This window comes from Terriglobia bacterium, from assembly GCA_032252755.1.
Classification (GTDB): Bacteria; Acidobacteriota; Terriglobia; order Terriglobales; family Acidobacteriaceae; genus JAVUPY01.
In genome coordinates, this window is record JAVUPY010000084.1 from 32,227 (window position 1) to 49,442 (window position 17,216).

At 54.9% G+C, this 17,216-nt stretch carries 12 protein-coding genes; 7 read left to right on the forward strand and 5 right to left on the reverse strand.

Annotation, left to right across the window (positions count from 1 at the left end; genetic code table 11):
* Nucleotides 1-63 precede the first annotated feature (63 nt).
* Nucleotides 64-1,341 (reverse strand): hypothetical protein, encoded by a 1,278-nt coding sequence (locus tag ROO76_20850; protein MDT8070617.1) that lies wholly within the window; start codon nucleotides 1,339-1,341, stop codon nucleotides 64-66.
* A gap of 9 nt (nucleotides 1,342-1,350) precedes the next feature.
* Nucleotides 1,351-1,617 carry a hypothetical protein gene (locus ROO76_20855; protein ID MDT8070618.1) on the reverse strand — a complete coding sequence of 89 codons (267 nt, stop codon included), beginning with the start codon at nucleotides 1,615-1,617 and terminating at the stop codon, nucleotides 1,351-1,353.
* A 215-nt stretch (nucleotides 1,618-1,832) separates the two neighbouring features.
* Between ROO76_20855 and ROO76_20860 the strand changes: the two genes are divergently transcribed.
* Nucleotides 1,833-4,160, forward strand: coding sequence for a winged helix-turn-helix domain-containing protein (locus ROO76_20860; GenBank protein MDT8070619.1), 2,328 nt, complete (start codon nucleotides 1,833-1,835; stop codon nucleotides 4,158-4,160).
* 428 nt (nucleotides 4,161-4,588) lie between these two features.
* On the opposite strand, the gene ROO76_20865 is transcribed toward ROO76_20860, so the two are convergent.
* Nucleotides 4,589-5,596, reverse strand: a complete 1,008-nt coding sequence (locus tag ROO76_20865) for a LacI family DNA-binding transcriptional regulator (GenBank protein MDT8070620.1) — start codon at nucleotides 5,594-5,596, stop codon at nucleotides 4,589-4,591.
* A 78-nt stretch (nucleotides 5,597-5,674) separates the two neighbouring features.
* Entirely contained in the window at nucleotides 5,675-7,255 is a 1,581-nt protein-coding gene (locus tag ROO76_20870; GenBank protein MDT8070621.1) for an SUMF1/EgtB/PvdO family nonheme iron enzyme, read from the reverse strand.
* 90 nt (nucleotides 7,256-7,345) lie between these two features.
* On the opposite strand from ROO76_20870, the gene ROO76_20875 reads away from it, so the two are divergent.
* From ROO76_20875 to rbsK, 4 genes are all read left to right on the forward strand, one after another.
* The gene (locus ROO76_20875; protein ID MDT8070622.1) at nucleotides 7,346-7,651 is read left to right on the forward strand and encodes a hypothetical protein; all 306 of its coding nucleotides are present in this window, start codon (nucleotides 7,346-7,348) and stop codon (nucleotides 7,649-7,651) included.
* Nucleotides 7,652-8,256: 605 nt separating this feature from the next.
* Nucleotides 8,257-11,526, forward strand: a complete 3,270-nt coding sequence (locus ROO76_20880) for a carboxypeptidase regulatory-like domain-containing protein (GenBank protein MDT8070623.1) — start codon at nucleotides 8,257-8,259, stop codon at nucleotides 11,524-11,526.
* A gap of 95 nt (nucleotides 11,527-11,621) precedes the next feature.
* Entirely contained in the window at nucleotides 11,622-12,611 is a 990-nt protein-coding gene (locus ROO76_20885; protein MDT8070624.1) for an AcrB/AcrD/AcrF family protein, read from the forward strand.
* 8 nt (nucleotides 12,612-12,619) lie between these two features.
* Nucleotides 12,620-13,582: a ribokinase gene (gene rbsK, locus ROO76_20890; protein ID MDT8070625.1), complete on the forward strand. Its 963-nt coding sequence runs from the start codon at nucleotides 12,620-12,622 to the stop codon at nucleotides 13,580-13,582.
* Nucleotides 13,583-14,688: 1,106 nt separating this feature from the next.
* Here the strand turns inward: rbsK and ROO76_20895 are convergent.
* Nucleotides 14,689-14,934 (reverse strand): hypothetical protein, encoded by a 246-nt coding sequence (locus ROO76_20895; GenBank protein MDT8070626.1) that lies wholly within the window; start codon nucleotides 14,932-14,934, stop codon nucleotides 14,689-14,691.
* On the opposite strand from ROO76_20895, the gene ROO76_20900 reads away from it, so the two are divergent.
* The gene (locus ROO76_20900) at nucleotides 14,933-16,168 is read left to right on the forward strand and encodes a type II toxin-antitoxin system HipA family toxin (protein MDT8070627.1); all 1,236 of its coding nucleotides are present in this window, start codon (nucleotides 14,933-14,935) and stop codon (nucleotides 16,166-16,168) included. The two genes, ROO76_20895 and ROO76_20900, sit on opposite strands and share 2 nt — an antisense overlap.
* A 316-nt stretch (nucleotides 16,169-16,484) precedes the next feature.
* The gene (locus tag ROO76_20905; protein ID MDT8070628.1) at nucleotides 16,485-16,874 is read left to right on the forward strand and encodes a type II toxin-antitoxin system VapC family toxin; all 390 of its coding nucleotides are present in this window, start codon (nucleotides 16,485-16,487) and stop codon (nucleotides 16,872-16,874) included.
* Nucleotides 16,875-17,216 lie beyond the last annotated feature (342 nt).

Sequence of the window (17,216 nt, forward strand, 5' to 3'; positions counted from 1 at the left end):
GGCGGGGAGAAATAAATCCCCGCCTGAGGTAGTGCCCAAGACTCCGGGTTGTGGACCATGACTCTAGCGATTCCGGCGAAGCGGAATTTGTTGATTGAGCATTGTCGTTACTTGCTTCGGCAGGGCGGGTGCTCTCGTCGTCCCCCTTGCAGCAGGAGCGGCAGTCGGAGGAATCGGAGTTAGCAGAAGTCCGTGAACTTCACCGGTTTCCATGTTGAACCCAGATGCGGCGATCTGACCAGCGTTGTTGATTGATGCCGTGATGAACACGAACCAGGGAGAGCCGTTCGGGAGTGCAGCGTTCAAATCCGTGAACACACCGTCCTTCCAGGCGAATGCTTGCGGACCGTCCTCACCTACCGCAAAACCGGTTAATTCGCGTTGATCGTTGACGGTATGGCAACAAGGGGCGATGGTAGCGAAGGCTCCTGAAACCATCACATCCTGGATTCCACTGGTCTTGTTCCACAGGAACGTATGAACGGTTCCATCTGCCAATTCTTGTGTTCCGACTACATCCCCGCGATTGTTGATGTTGCCGGCCACGCTGTTTCCGATTGCAGCTGGCAGACTGTCGACCAACACTGGGGTTCCATCCGATTCCCACAGCACGGCATGCGGTCCACCTGGCTCTCCCGGGGGGAGCGTGGTATTGGAGCAGAGGCCTGAGACTCCGACGGCTTGCCCGCTGTCGTTGATGCCGAATGCAAAGGAAACGGTGTCGTCAGGGAGTGGGCGAAGGCGGCGCGGCGTTCCGTCGACTCCCCATCGGACACCTTCGAACCGAAGTTTCTGGTAGGGCACAGCACACGTGTCATCGAACGCAGTAGTTTCGGAGAAGCCGACGATTTCACCTGCCTTACTGGTCCAGTACGCCTGGCTATTGTTGCCGCCCGGCAGCCGTTGGAGGGCAGCTACTACTCCGTTTTTCCAAACCGCTGCGACGCACTGGCGATGGGTGCCGAATGCGCAGAAGTCTTCTCCATTGGAATCGAACGTTGCGGTTTCGGAAATCATTGGCGCGATTCCGGAGCTGGATACGCCGGCGCTTGCACTGCTACAGTCAGGACAGGCAGCACCATCCAGAGTCCCCAACCCAATCATCTGCCCGCGCTGCCAGATGAAGGCCATTTGTGACAATCCATCGATTTGAGTCGGAGTTGCCGCGCCGCCACCGACAATACCTGCCTCGTTGAGGGTATAGGTGTAGCTATAGGCCCCACCCAAGGTTCCTAAATCGGTCACGTTGTACTTGGCAGGTTTCGGTGCCTGTGCAACCGAGCTACCGATCAAAGCAACCGTAACTAACAGCGTGATACCAACAGACTGCTTCCAATTCATAGTTCCTCCTCAGAAATTCGATTTCCCGACGTGAGCCAAGAGCGAGTTCAGGCAAACCACAGGCGAACCATCTGAGGCCGCAGAACGATGCAGGTCACCTGAACTGAGCCATTCCTCGATTGCAGAACGGTCGAGATTGGTGACCACACCCAGATTCCCGAGTCCAATCATTTCCGTCTCGGCAGCGCATTGCGCGCACCACGACCGGGGCGAAACGTTGCCCCGGACAACCAGCAATGACTCGGTTTCGATGGTGAGGATCGTCCGCTTTGCCAAGCTTTGCTCCCGGCACCCACTTGGGGTGAACACGACTAACTTCGGTCAGATAGGCTGAAATAGTCCTTTGGGGCGTTCTGATTACTTCTGATCATTTCTCGCTGGCACTTCAAGTGCCAGATAGCAAACACATTCCAGATGTCCCCGGGGGGTATGAAGGAAGGAGAACCGCAGGTTGCGTGGTAGCATTTAGCTGCCTTTGACGGTACCTTGCCGTGGATTCGACAACCCCAGGGAAAGAGCTTTACGAGTTCGACGTGTTTCGCGTGGACGCCGAGCGCGAAACGCTGTTGCGGGCGGGAGAACCCGTCGCGCTGCCGCCGAAAGCGTTCCAGGTCCTGCTCGTCCTGGTCCGCAACAGCCAGGAAGTGGTCACAAAAGATGACCTGATGAAAGAGGTTTGGCCCGACACGTTCGTCGAGGAGGCGAACCTCAGCCGCAACATTTTCCTGCTCCGGAAGGCACTGGGAGAGTCGCCCCAGGATCATCGTTATGTGCTGACCGTACCTGGACGTGGTTATCGGCTTGCGGAACGGGTGCGACTCGTCCCCGATCATGAAGCTAGCATCGTCGCCGCCACTCACTCCAAGATCCAATTAGAAGTAAAAGAGAGCCAGCGTCGGTGGTGGCTCGGCGTCGTCGCGGGCTTGTTACTTCTGGGGGCCGGGGCTACGGCCGTCTGGGTCTTTGGCCACCATAAGCCGCGCCTGACTGATAGAGACACAATCGTGCTGTCCGAATTTGCGAACTCGACGGGCGATCCCGTGTTTGATGAAACGTTGCGCCGAGGGCTGGCTGTCCAACTGGCACAATCGCCTTATCTGACGCTGATTTCAGATGAACGAATGCAGCGAACCCTAGCATTGATGGGGCAACCCATGAATGCTCCGGTTTCGCGCGATGCTGCGCGCGTACTCTGTGAACGGACTGCGAGCGCCGCAGTTCTCGAAGGTTCCATCAACAATCTTGGAAGAGCTTACGTTCTTGGACTTCGCGCCACGAGTTGCAGTACTGGGGACGTGCTCGCGGAAGAACAGGCCCAGGCAGCACGAAAGGAGGACGTGCTAGGCGTCTTGGGTGAAATGGCGAGCTCGTTTAGGCAGCGTCTCGGCGAGTCGCTTAGCTCTGTCTCGAAGTACAATACGCCGTTGCCGGACGCGACCACTCCATCCCTGGACGCACTCCGTGCCTACAGTCTCGGTTGGAAATCGACTTTCGGTGCAACTGGACCGGCCGAGGGCATTCCATTTTTTAAGCGCGCCATTGAACTCGACCCGAACTTCGCAACTGCGTATGCAATGATAGGCCGGACCTACGGCGAGTTAGGAGAGGCGAACCTCTCGGCGGAGTACACGACTAAGGCGTTCCAACTGAAGGAGCGAACGAGCGAACCGGAACGCTACTTCATCATGATGAATTACGAGATGCAGGTCACAGGCAATCTGGAAAAAGCCCGCCAAGCAGGTGAGCTCTGGGTGAATGCGTATCCGCGGGATGCGCACCCGCGGGGCCTCTTATCTTTCATTTACCAGAGCCTCGGCCGAACGGATAAAGCGATCGAAGCAGGGCGAGCCGCCGTTGAGCTCGATCCTGATACCGTGCCCGGGTATGCCAATCTGGCTTGGGCCTATGTTCTTGCTGAGCAACCGCAGCGCGCGGAAGAAATCGTCAGCCACGCATCGAGCAGAGGACTTGAATTTCCCGACCTATACATCCTGCTCTACGACATTGCCTTTCTTAAGAACGATGAGAAGGGGATGCAGAGGGCGGTCGCAATGGCAGATGGAAAACCCGGGGCAGAGCATTGGATGGCCGCCCGGCAGGCATGTGTGCTGGCGTACAAGGGTCGATTGAAGGAAGCGAGAGCATTGACTCGCCGAGCTGTGCTGCTTGCTCAAAAGGAAACTCAAGCCGACAGGGGCGCCCTCTATCTTGCTGCTCTCGCTACTCGTGAGGCACTTTTCGGAGACAACGAAGAGGCCAAAGACGCAGCCAGGTCGGCTATGCGTCTCTCTAAGACTCGCGACGTGCTATACGGTGCGGCGTTCGCGTATGCATGGGTGGGCGCCGACGCGCAAGCGGCGCCGATCGTGGACGATCTACAGAAACACTTTCCTGAGGACACGTTTGTAAACGGAATTTATCTGCCAACGATTCGGGCGATCATGGCGCGCAATCACCACGACAGCTCTCGAGCCGACGAATTGCTCCACTCCACAGCTCAATATGAACTGAGCGTTCCGGGCACTTGGTTCGGATTCTTTGGCATGATGTACCCAACCTATGTTCGAGGCATGGTTTACCTCGACGCACGTCAACCGGACAAGGCCGCCGCCGAATTCAAGAAGATTGTCGAACATCGAGACCTTGTCGCCAGCGATCCGATCGGAGCACTCGCGGCCCTTCAATTGGCTCGATCCTACTTCATGCAGGGTGATCTGAGACAGGCGGAGTCGCAATATCGGAACGTGATTGCAATTTGGAAGGATGCCTCCCTTGATGTCCCTGTCATCCGTCAGGCCCGGGCAGAGTCGCAGCGGTAATTAAAGAACCTCTGGCGGCAAATTCATGTCCCTTTACGGCCGGCGTAGAAATACCGCATTGTACACGGCAAAGCGTTTTCTCTTGAGATGCGGGATGGACAGTGGTTGATATTGCTTCGTGCAGAAAGCATTTTAGGTGAAACTCGCTGGAATCCCGGCTTTTCCCCTCCTTACATCATTGAGCATGAGCACGGCCACATTAAGACTCATTCTCACGATGAAAGCGTAGCGGAGAATTGGGCACGTCATTACTTCTGAAATCAGCGGCAGAGACGAGTCGCCCAGAGAGCCGCACTCGATTGCCTGCGGCCAGTTCTGCCAAGCAACAACTCGCAATTCCTATCGGGTGCGATCCGGTATCTCAACCCGGGATCGTTTCAGCAATGTCCGCAACCAAGTGATAAGTTTAGAGTGGCACCAGGTAAGCGTCAGCGGGAACGTGATACGGCCGTCGAGCGCACAGTAGCAACCGAGTCCCTAATTCGAAGTTCTGTGCCGAGTATTATCTCCTGGGCGGGTTTTTTGGAGCCACTGATTCGCTCCAGCAGAAGATTCGCCGCTGAATACCCGAGCTGATAACCCGGCTGGTAGACGGAGGTAAGAGGTGGATTCGTGAACTCTGTCAGGTCGAGTCCGTCGAAACTAATGATGGAAACGTCTTTTGGGCAATTGAGCCGCAGTTCCCTCACCGCGGATAGTGCGCCGAGTGCCATTAGGTCATTCGCCGCGAAAATTACCGTCGGGCGTGGTACCAGGTTCAGCAGACGAAGCGTGGCGGTGTGACCGCTTGCTCGATCAAAAGATGCTTCCTGGAGATATTCCGGGGGGAGCTTGATTTTCGCCTCAGTAAGAGCCTCCATAAATCCTTGTAGTCGTTCACCAGCATTTGAGAGGTACTCGGGACCGGAAATGATCCCAAAACACCGGTGCCCCATGCGAATGAGATGTTCAGCCGCCTTATGGGCCCCCTGGCGATTATCCGCAGCGACGAAGTCTCCTTTCCATCCCCTGGGCCTGCGGTCGAGACAGACTACTGGGGGGCCTGAAGGCGTAATCGTTAAGCTGCTGTCGGCGGATGGAATAATGAGGATCCCGGCTGGGAGAAACGACTTTAGGTCGCTGAGGTACACCACCTCTTTCGCTGGGTCATTATCGGTATTACAGAGCACAAGCCGGAAGTTGTTTTTGAACGCAACGTCTTCAACACCACGAACGACGGCAGGGAAGAAAGGGTTTGTGATGTCCGGAATGATCATTCCGATCATGTTTGTGCGGTTGCGCCGGAGACCGCGAGATAATTGGTTGGGCTGGTACCCGAGAAGACGCACAGCCTCCAGAACACGCTCTCGCAATTCTTCACGAACTGAGGCAGTTCCGTTGATTACGTGCGACACTGTTCCCAAAGAAACACCCGCACGGTCAGCTATCTGGTGCATCGTGATTCTCGAACCAGCGACGGCATTCTTCTTGGTACGCTGCGTCACGTTGCATGCCTCAGCAAGGAAAACTTCATTCTACTCTGCATCGACTACGCATCTGAATCCGATTGTGCCCGCCCGATCGATGCTGGGTGCCATCAACAGATACTTGCCATGTTCCGATAGCTTGTACGCCTCTGGGAAATACCAGCGAGAACCCTGAGGCCGGTAGTGGCTAGCGCCTCTGACGATGGCAGCCCTGGTATGTTCGTCGGTGAATTCGTCGGTCCACTGCCAGACATTCCCGACCATATCCATGACTCCAAATTGGCTTTGTCCTTGAGGATGAGCATCAACATCAGCCGCCATGGCCATGGTGCGACCTGTATCTTGCTCAGGCACGGCCTTCGGATCCCACGAGTTTCCCCAAGGATAGGTACGCCCATCAAGCCCCTGAGCGGCGTACTGCCATTCCCACTCGTGCGGCAACCGTTTTCCCGCCCACTTGGCATAGGCACGAGCGTCTTCGAGAGATACCCAAACTACGGGCTCATTGCCGGCCCCAGCCGGATAAGTGCCGTTCCGCCAGTCTCGGAGGAAATTGTGATCGTCTTCAGGGTGGTAGTGCGTCGCATCCAGAAAGTGTTTGAATTCGGCATTGGTGACGGGATACTTATCGATCCAGAATGATTTCACGTGGATCTGGTGCTCGTGGTAGCGCCTGGCGGAGTCTTCCCACGGATACTGGACGTCGACTCCTTCATCATTCATTCCTTCGATTTCGATCCCATTTACCCGAAACAAAAAATCCGCTTCGGGAATCTTGATCATTCCCGCGGTAGCAGCTTTGGCCGGTCTCGTTGCTGCTATTGGGACAAGCTGTTGAGGAATTGAATGCCATTGGTCGGAAAAGCTAGCGAGAGGTTGGCTGCTCAAGGGCTGCATCGTCCTGAGAAGTGTCTCGAGTGTTGCGTTCGTCGATTGAGTTTCAAGGACTGCACCAAAGCCGTTCCCCTCGAGATCAAAAGAGAGGACAACGTCGTTACCCTCTTTCTCGGGATGCAGTTCCACCCCATGCCATAAATCGAAGTAGCGGGCGTGTTCTCTATAGGGCGTCACTAGCTGACGCCCGTCGACCGAATAGTGATTGCGGTTTACTACCGTCCACAGTGTTTCGTCCTGGCCGGGCCACTTGCTTGCAAAGACGCCGAAGCGTTGGGTGAACGTGTAAGGTTCCCATTGAGGGCTGCTGAGCAGCGGTGCGTAGGAACGTTCTATCGTTGCCATCCGCCGTAGAGCTTCAGCATCTCTCGGTGTAATTTGATTCCAAATTCCCCAGATATTTTCCCAGCTCTCGAATCCGATGCCGTTAAAAAAGGCCTCCTGCAAGTCGTCAAGATGGTTGTGGGCCCAACGATTAGAAAGGTGGACCATGTGACGAGGTTCCAGCCATTTATAACGGCTAACGGACGGTACGAACTGATACCGCCAATAACCCCAAGTCATATTGTTGTAGGCAAGCATCTCATCGGACGCCAACCCTGTCTCTGGTTCAAGTACAAGGGGATTGCCGCTCCTGTCGGAAGCGACTCGATACGCTCTTGGGACACCCTCGAGTGTGTCGCCGTTGATTCCATCAGCACCTACGGCGGCGAGTTCACGCGTGATGGCGTCCACGTCTGAGACACCGGGTGAGCGTGTCCCCTGGTCCCAGAGCATGATTGGAAACAGAACGCGCACGCCTCGGCGGTGGAACGCGGAGATCATTTGCCGAACCTCCTGAGTGCCACCGGGAAGATCCGCAAACAGGTCATATTGGCTGCGATCGTCTACACCGATATTGGGATACGTAGGCCATACCAAGACGCTATCAATGCCGCCATATCGTCGTGTGACATCGTCAAGGTACCGCCCGACGGTGTACTGTCTTGTCTCCGGATTGTAGAAGAACCGATCATGGATCATCATCTGCGGTTGCACGAAGTTCGACTGCGTCCAACGGAGTTCGGGGCGTTGATACTCGTGGTCGTCGTATCCAATTCGGATGAGTCTTTCAGTTCGCCAGTGCCTTAGATCGTGCAGCCATTCGTCAATCTGTTGCCGGGTACAGGTTGCTGGAGCTGCTGTCGCATTCCACTCAGGAATGGCCCCGCACGACGGTCCTGGGATTTGTTCCCATTGCGGTGGATGCGCTGTGTCCTGGCCAATGGCCAACAGTGACAGGGAAGACAAAGCAAACAGAACAATTAGGCGAAAAAGTCGAGTCACGGTCATTCCTCCCAACACCACACCTCGAATTCCTGAACGGACCGAATATAAAAGCTTTCATTCCAAAAGTACAACGTTGTTTGAAGTGCTCAACTGCAAGATTCGCTAACGAGACAGGCCGACCTGCGGGTGGGGAGGACAGGTTCGAAGGTGGACCCTCTTTCAGTCGGTACAGAGAAACTATGCGTGAATACTAGCTGAAAACCACTACTCACTAAGGAGACGTGGCGCATCGTCGTAAGGTGTAGATCGTGGAGGATGTGCCGTCGAGGCTGATCTGAAAATAACTCTTGACACATCCAGAGCTGCAGACGTAGCCTTCGATCGCCGAATTTGAAAGCTTTCAAGTTCGCCCACAATGCAATGCTCCTCCTCAGTAAGGGGCAGATACTCCCCAGGGGGTTTGGCGTATGGCGTCAGCGTTGAAGTCGATATTCACGATTTGTGTAGCAGTTATTGTTTTCGCAATCCTCGCGGCCGCTCCCGCAGCCGCGCAATACTCCAGCGGTATTGCAGGGACGATAGTCGATCCCACGGGAGCTGCGATATCTTCCGCTGAGTGCACTTTAGTTAACGAAGCGACCGACATTCGCCAAACGGCGCTATCGGATGGTCAGGGTTATTTCAGTATTCTCCATTTGGCTCCCGGGAAGTACCAACTCGAGATAACCGCACATGGGTTCCAAAAGTGGGTCCAAAAGGACATTCTGATTGAAGGGCACGACGTTCGTACCCTGTATCCGAAGCTGGTGGTTGGGCAGCAGACGGAGAGTGTCGAGGTATCAGCCGATGCGGAAATGGTGGAAACCACCAAGGGAACGATCGCCCGCACCTTGGAGCAGAAGACCGTCCAGGAGTCGCCACTAGTTGGCCAGAACCTCTACGCCAGCGTGGCCACGCTCGCCCCGGGAGTGACTGGTCTGGGCGATGCGTCAGGGTCGATCGCGGCCGCAGGGTCCCAGGGAACGAACAGTTTCAGTTCAGAGGCAGGTTTCCAGATCAACGGAGCGGGCCAGCGCCAGGAGGCAAACGAATTCCAGGTAGACGGCACCACTGTCAACGGGAATTCTCGCGACGGAGTGGTGAATATTACTCCTGAACCCGACACCGTGGCGGAGATGAAGATCGCTGCTGCGACCTATTCGGCCGAGAAGGGCCGGCAGAGCGGCGCGCTGATAGAGATTTTCACCAAGTCTGGCACAAACAAATTCCATGGATCGCTGTCCGAGATGCACACTGACAGTGGTCTGACAGCTCGTACGGAGTTCCAGAGCAAACTGCCCCATTCGGTTCGGAACGACTTCGGCGGAACCGTCGGAGGTCCGATCATCAAAGATCGTACCTTCTTCTTCGGGTCGCTCTTCTGGATGAAGAGCTCTTTGGGAACGACCTTCAAGGAGACCGTAGAGACAAAGGAATTCGAGGACTATGTCATTCAAAACTTCCCCGATTCCATGGCCGCGAAGTTCTTCCAAGCCGCTCCTCCGGGCGCCTATCCAAGAAGCGACTTCCAGACTGTAGCCGATATAAAGAACAACTGGTGGAGCTCGTACACTCCACCAAATATTCCCGATGATTTGGTTGCGACAGGCACGGCGATTATCAATGCCTCACCCAAAAACGACGGATTCCAGGCGCACTTCCGGATTGATCACAACTTACGAGGCGATAAAGATAAGTTGTTTTACAGCTTCTTCCGAAACACCACGCAAGGTGAAAATGCGGATCCCCGGCCTCAGTATGCTTACATCAACCCAAATGGCACTTGGTACAACAAGATCAACTACGTCCACACTTTCTCCAGCTCCATGATGAATGAGGCTGGAATTGCATATAACCGATTGACCGGAAGCCAGCCGGACCGCGTCCCGCCGCTCCCGAACGCTGCATGGATCGGCGGCGTCGATGCGACCTTCTGGCAGTGGGGTCCTTCGGGTTGGACGCAGAACAACTGGTATGCACATGACACGCTAAGCTACATACGGGGAGCTCACAATTTCAGGGTTGGTCTCGATGTTGATCGCCTACAGGATCTGGATGATTTCACCAATGGGAACGCTCGCCCCTACTTCTTGTTCCTAAACGTCCTCGATTTCGCGGCGGACAACCCGTTCCTGCAAAGTGGTCCGGTGCTCGACGTTCGGACCGGTGGCGTTGCACACAACCTCTACCAGCGAGTGATGATGTTGTACGTCGCACCGTACTTCCAGGACGATTGGAAGGTCAGCAGGAATTTCACATTAAACCTGGGACTCCGACTCGATTACTTCGGGCACCTCTCGACGGTAATGAACGACAAAGATCCAATCGCCTTCTTCACGCCTGGGTCGGGCCAGACTTTCGCCGATCAAGTTGCGAATGGTTCTATGGAAGTGCGGGGATCTGCCGGTCAGGCGACGTCCAACGCGCAGTACCGGTTCGCACCGAGGGTCGGGTTCGCATGGGACGTCTTCGGGAATGGCAGGACATCGCTCCGCGGCGGATATGGAATCTTCAGCACGCGAGTCGGTGAATATTCCTACGTGAACAACATGAGGACAAACCCACCTGATTTTGCCAGTCCGTCGATCAGCATCTTCAATCCTGGGGTCACTCTCGCCAATTTCTCCTATGGAACGAGTAGCTCCGGTGCACAGGGTTTCGCTCCGCCGCCGGGTATCACCTATCAGGTGGACGAGCATGGAGGCCTGGTTGGCACACGCACGAACGTCGGAGGCATCGATCCTAACCTCGCACCTCCCATGGTGCACAGCTGGTCGTTAGGCCTTCAGCAGAAACTCGGCGGATTCCTGCTGGAAGCTGATTACTTCGGCAGCGCAAGCAGACATCTTTATCTTCAGACAGACGTCAACCGCTTCGCTGGCGACATGATCATCAATGACGGGTATGCCGTGGGCCTCAACCAGAGCTTCGGTGCGATTACGTATGGACGCAGCATTGGGATCGCAAACTCGAACCTCGGAGCCTTCTCCATATCCAAGCACTTCACGAAAGGCTGGACCGCACACGCTATCTACACCTACGGCAAGTCCTTGGATCTCACGAGCAGTAATGACAACGGTGTGGGTGGTGGCCAGTCGGTCTTCGACGCCCAGACGCTTGCCGGCCAGTACGGTCGGTCAGACTTCGACTCTCGTCACAGATTCTCGGCGGACGCGGTTTGGAGCATCCCTACCGTCGGCCAGGGGTTTAGTCGAGTTCTTACTTCGGGCTGGACTCTTTCGCCAATCATCATCCTGCAGTCTGGCCAGCCGTTTACGGTGTATAACGGCTCCGGATATTCGTCAGGCGGTGATTACAACGCCGATGGATTCAATTTTGACGTGCCGAACACGCCATCATTCGGGAACCACATCAGTACGGATCGTTCCAGCTTCCTCAAAGGCCTCTTTAAGGCGACTGACTTCCCAACCCCAGCCGCTGGGCAAGAGGGCAACCTGGGCCGCAATACCTACGACGGTCCAGGGTTCGCCGTCGTCAACTTGGCCGTCCAGAAATCTTTCGCGCTGTCCCCCCTAGGTGAGGCCGGACGACTCGAGCTTCGGGGCGAATTTCTCAACCTGTTCAACAGGGTGAACCTGGTGAATCCGGTTAGCGATTTGTCCAACGCTCTGTTCGGTTACTCTACTGGCCAACATCCGGCGCGCCAGATTCAACTGGTGGCTCACATCCGCTTCTAGGGATGAGAGGGGCGACAGAATCGAGGTGAACTTAGTTCTGTCGCCTAACGGCCACCGACCAGATACGAGCTAAAAGCAAGTTTAGGAGACGGAAGATGTATCAGCCAGAGGCGTACACGATGGCGCTACTGTTCATGATCATCAGCATGATCTGCTGGGGCTCCTGGGCAAACACTCAGAAACTTACGACTGGTTTCCCTTTCCAACTCTTCTATTGGGACTATGTGATTGGGGTAATACTCGCCAGCCTAGTTTGGGGGTTCACGCTGGGCAGCGTCCACGGAGGAGTAACAGCCTTTCTGCCGAACCTGTTACAGGCCAGTAGTCCCAAAATTGCGCTGGCACTTGCAGGTGGGATTGTTTTTAACGTAGCCAATCTACTACTCGTTGCCGCCATTGCCGTCGCTGGCATGGCGGTCGCATTCCCCATTGGCATAGGTCTAGCGTTGATTGTGGGCGTTGTCCTCAATTATCTGATTCAACCTCGCGGTAATCCCCTTTTGCTCTTCGGCGGCGTAGCCCTAGTTCTGATCGCAATTCTGATTGATGCCGTCGCTTACAAAAGACGCGAAGGAAATAACGTTGTAAGTGCACGAGGAGTCCGGCTCAGTGTGGTGAGCGGTATTTTGATGGGCCTGTTCTATCCATTCGTTGCATCATCAACGATCGGTGAAAGCGCACTGGGGCCTTATTCGGTTTCGCTAGTTTTTGCCGTCGGAGTAGCAGTCTGCGCAATTCCCGTAAACGCCTGGTTAATGCGACATCCTCTCACGGGAGAACACCCGGTGAGCATGGCGAAGTACCGGGCCGCCCCATCGCACTTTCACTTTTGGGGCATTCTCGGCGGTGCAATCTGGTGCACTGGTGCTGTATCAAACTTCGTAGCTTCTAACACTCATATCGTAGGGCCTGCGATTTCATACGCGATCGGCCAGGGCGCCACAATGGTCTCCGCTGCGTGGGGAGTATTTATATGGCGGGAGTTTGCTAACGCACCGACCAACTCGCGTCGGCTGGTTCCTCTTATGTTCGTCTTCTTTGTTGTCGGCCTCGGGGTTATCGCTACTGCCCCCCTTTTCGGGTGACTGGAGTCATGAATAAACCAATCGTCGTCGTGGGGAGTATCAACATCGATTTAGTCGCCCGGGTTGAGCGACTTCCAGTCTTAGGGGAAACGATCTCTGGGCTGAGCTTCCAGACTTATTCTGGGGGGAAAGGAGCCAACCAGGCTGTAGCGTTGGCCTGTCTAGGAGCTCCCGTAAACATGATCGGGCGGTTGGGTGATGACATCTTTGCTGCCCGGTTGAGAAGCGAACTCGAAGAGAAAGGTGTCGACGTCCGTCAGGTAGCAAACGTTACCGGCTCCTCCGGCACCGCAGTTATTGCAACCACCGTCGCGGGTGACAATTCTATCGTGGTTATTCCCGGAGCAAATGAGAAACTCGCGCCAGAGGACATTGATCTCTGTCGAGAGACTATCGAGAACGCCTGTATGGTCCTTGCACAATTGGAAATCCCAATTGCGACCAATTGCTACTTGGCTGAGATTTGTCGTTCCGCTGGAGTGCCCTTCATGTTGGATCCAGCACCCGCAGTTCCCCTTCCTGCTGAACTGCTGCAATCGGTAACGTGGCTGACGCCTAACCAGAGTGAGGCCCAGATCCTGCTTGGCCTCGAAGCGAGCATACGCCCTGGAGCGGCAGAAGAGGTGATTCAGCGGTTACTCGAACTGGGTGTGGGCAATGTTGCACTAAAACTCGGAGCGGATGGTGTATTTCTCGCAGGAAAGGATGTTTCCGCCATTCATGTACCTGCATTTTCTGTCGATGCTGTGGACAGTACCGCCGCCGGAGATGCCTTTAATGGGGCATTCGCATACGCTCTGACGGTCCGGCAAATGCGACCTCGGGACGCTGCTGAGTTTGCTTGTGCTGTTGCTGCCCTTTCAGTGACCAAACACGGTGCTCAGTCCTCAATGCCCACGCTGCGAGAGGTTGAGGCGTTCCTCGCGCAACGTTTCGATGAACGCCAGAGGTTTGTGGCGACACCACAATAATTTTGCGTTCCTAAACCGGAGTCTTCGGCCCTGGCCTACATCAGCCTAGTCGATCCGTTCCATAAACAACAGGACAGGGTCCGTATCGCCTGGATTGACGGTTGAGACAGCAACTAGGCGGGTTGGCGACACCGCCCAAAAGACGAGATTCCTCGCGGGTAGGGACGGTGGATCGTTTCGACATACGTCACGAACTCACGACGAAGGGGATTGAAAAGTTCGTTGCTGATTATAAAAGCACACTTAAGCTGACAGCCTAATCAGCCCCGGAATCTGCGCACCGAATGATCAGGAGAGCAGAGCCTTTCGTTTCTACACCGTGCCGGATCTCCGCGAACTCATGAATCAGAACGATGGCTCATGGAACCGACGTGAGCAACTGAGTTCCTGCGGCGCCAGAAGACCGCAAACGTCGGTACGGTAGATGCGAATGGTTGGCCCTATGTGGCACCGCTCGTTTATATCCACACGGCGGTGATTTGTTGTCTCTACACAGCCGATCACCCAGGACATTCCCTGACAAACGTGCAGCACAATCCCCGAATCTGTATCGAAGTCTCTGAAATCGGAGAACTGCGTCGGGGCAAACCCCACGCCTGTAACTCTGTCCTGTATACACAAGCGTGGTTGCATTCTGCATTGCCCGGAATCGCGTGTAAGGAAGCAGTGGTCTCTGGATCATCTATTGGTCAAATACGGCAAGCCAAAGTGACCTTTAAGCTCGGTTATCCCTAGCAGAAGATCGAAGTAATCACGGGCAAGCACAGCACTAAGCAGGTAAGTAGTATCCGGCATCTCAGGCTGCGTGATCGGCGTGGCCCGGCTATCCGACGTGCTCTGATCTACGAAGCCCACTACTTGTGCGGACAATAATGATCACGATCGAAATCAGGGTAATGAAACTGGGGGTTTCTTCGCCGGCCCAATTGGACATGCTCCACTATATAAAATGATATTTAAAGTTTGTATAAAATATATTTTAGTATATCACTCGACAATTGAATCATATATCGATTAATGTCTTTTATGTGGATAACAATACACAATTAGATATCATTCAAAATCTCCGCCGCGCTCGACAAGAACGGGACCTCTCGCAAGCGGAGTTAGCCCGCCAACTCAAGATGACGCAAGCGCAAATCGCGCGAATTGAGAACGGGCTTACTGATCCACGGCTGTCGACGCTTACCGAACTCGCGCGTGCTTTGGGTTTGGAACCGATCCTTCTGCCGAAACAACTGCTCCCAGCAGTCAACTATCTGGTTGCACAGCATCGAGGTGTAGTCGAGCCACCGGACTCCAAACGTCGGCTGATCGGAGCTGAACCGGAGGACGCCGATGGCGAGCACCATGAGTAAAGCACGCCCTACAGTCCTCGAGGTTCGCCTGAACCAGGTCCGGGTCGGAACGATCACACAGCTTCCATACGACCGTAATCTATTCGCTTTCGACGAGCAGTATGCAAATGACCCGATTCGACCTGTCCTGAGCTTAAGTTACTACGACGAGAACAGGCAGCTAATCGTTGAACCCGAGCAGGTCCAAACGAAAGTTCCGCCCTTCTTCTCAAACCTACTTCCCGAAGGTCGCCTGCGTTTGTACGTCGCCGAACTCGCGGGAATCAAGGAAGCGCGCGAATTCTATTTGCTCTGGCTGCTCGGCGCCGATCTTCCTGGTGCGGTAACGGTACAAGATATCGAGGGCCAGCCAATTCCACCACCTGAGAACGAAGCCTCTGAAAAAGCAAAGCGGCGCACGGGAAGAGTGTTACGTTTTTCGCTTGCGGGCGTACAAGTGAAGTTTTCCGCGGTCGGCAGTCCGAAAAAGCAGCTCACGATTCCGGCCGAAGGACGCGACGGAGGCTGGATCGTGAAGCTGCCTTCGCCAACTTATCCGCTGGTTCCCGAGAATGAGTACTCGATGATGAAACTGGCGGAAGCAGTCGGAATTCAGGTCGCGGAAGTGGGCTTAATTCCCACTAATCAAATCGAGGGTTTGCCGAAGGAGTTCGCGGGAGAGACTGCCAACTCACTCTACGTTCGCCGTTTCGACCGAACGCCAGAGGGTGGTCGAATACATATTGAGGACTTCAATCAGATCTACCATCAGTTCCCGAGCGACAAGTACAGGAACTACAGCTATACGAACATGGCCGCTGACATCTCCACGTTTCTCGGTGAAGATGCGCTCGTCGAGTTCATACGTCGGCTGATTTTCAATGCAGCTATAGGCAACGCCGACATGCACCTGAAGAACTGGTCCGTGATTTACCCGGACGGCCGCACGCCCGCTCTTGCGCCGGGCTACGATTTTGTCTCGACCATTCAGTACATCGACGATCGCTCGCTGGCATTATCGGTCGCCAAGGAGAAGGATACCGGAAAGCTCGACAGGGAACTGCTTGCGAAATTCGCGAACAAGGCGCGGATTCCGAAAGTCCTAGTCACCGACACTGCAGCTAACGTGCTCGAAAGCCTGATGAAAGCGTGGACCGACCTTGCGTTGCACCTTCCGCTCGATAAGAAGTCTCGGGCGAAGATTGAGGCGCAGTTTCGGTACATGCCCCTGATGCGAGCATTCGTTTAGTCAGGAACTCGCCGGCCACAGCAACCTCTCATCAAGTTTTGACTATATGTGTTGACCATAGTAATATTAGATGGACCATGAAGGAAGTGGCAATTTCGGAGTTCAAAGCAAAGTGCTTGGCCCTGCTTGAGCAGGTGAACAAGACCAAACAGCCGATTCGGATCACTCGCTTCGGGAAACCAGTCGCGGAAGTCGTACCCCCTAATCCCGTGGAGAAATCTGCAGATTGGCTAGGATCCATGGCGAAGACGATGCAGTTTACCGGGGATATTGTCTCGCCCGTGGGGGACGAAAGCGATTGGGAAGCAGGGGGCAAATGAAGCTGCTTCTTGATACGCATATCTGGTTGTGGAGCCTGGCAGACCCAGGAAGGCTGGGTCGACGGGTTCTCAAGGAATTGAAAGATCCAGGGAATCAGTTGTGGCTCTCGGCAATCAGCGTTTGGGAAGCATTGCTGCTCGCCGAGAAAGGACGGATCGAGCTACCGGAGGACCGCGCCAGGTGGGTGGGTGTCGCAACCTCCCATTTTTTGGAGGCGCCGCTGACGCATGCGATCGCTCTTGCCGCACACGAGCTTTCGCTATTTCACGGCGATCCTGCAGATCGGTTTCTGGCGGCAACTGCCCAGGTGTTGGACTTGACGCTAGTGACAGCCGACGAGCGACTGTTGGGGCTGGGTGACATCCGATCCCTAGCTAATCGCTAAGCGTGCTGGGTCAGCCCATACACCCGTGATCTGGGAAATGCTGTGACACTTGAACTCCTGAAGCCCGGTAGCAAACAGCTGGTGGGCGCCCAGAAAGCCATTTAGTGTTTCGGCAGTAACAATGGTAGAAATGCCAGGAATTTTCGCATCGTAAGACTCCTTAACTGCGATTAAGAGCCCTAAACGACTGGGAGGGATCTTAGAATTGTATTCCGATCTCAACGACGTGAAGTGGCACAGAATTCGCCGTTCTTTCCGCTGACAAACAGAACCTACCCGCAGCACTCGTAGCTGCACCTGCCTTAGCGCCGAAGGGGCCGTTATTGTCCGCAATGACTTCGA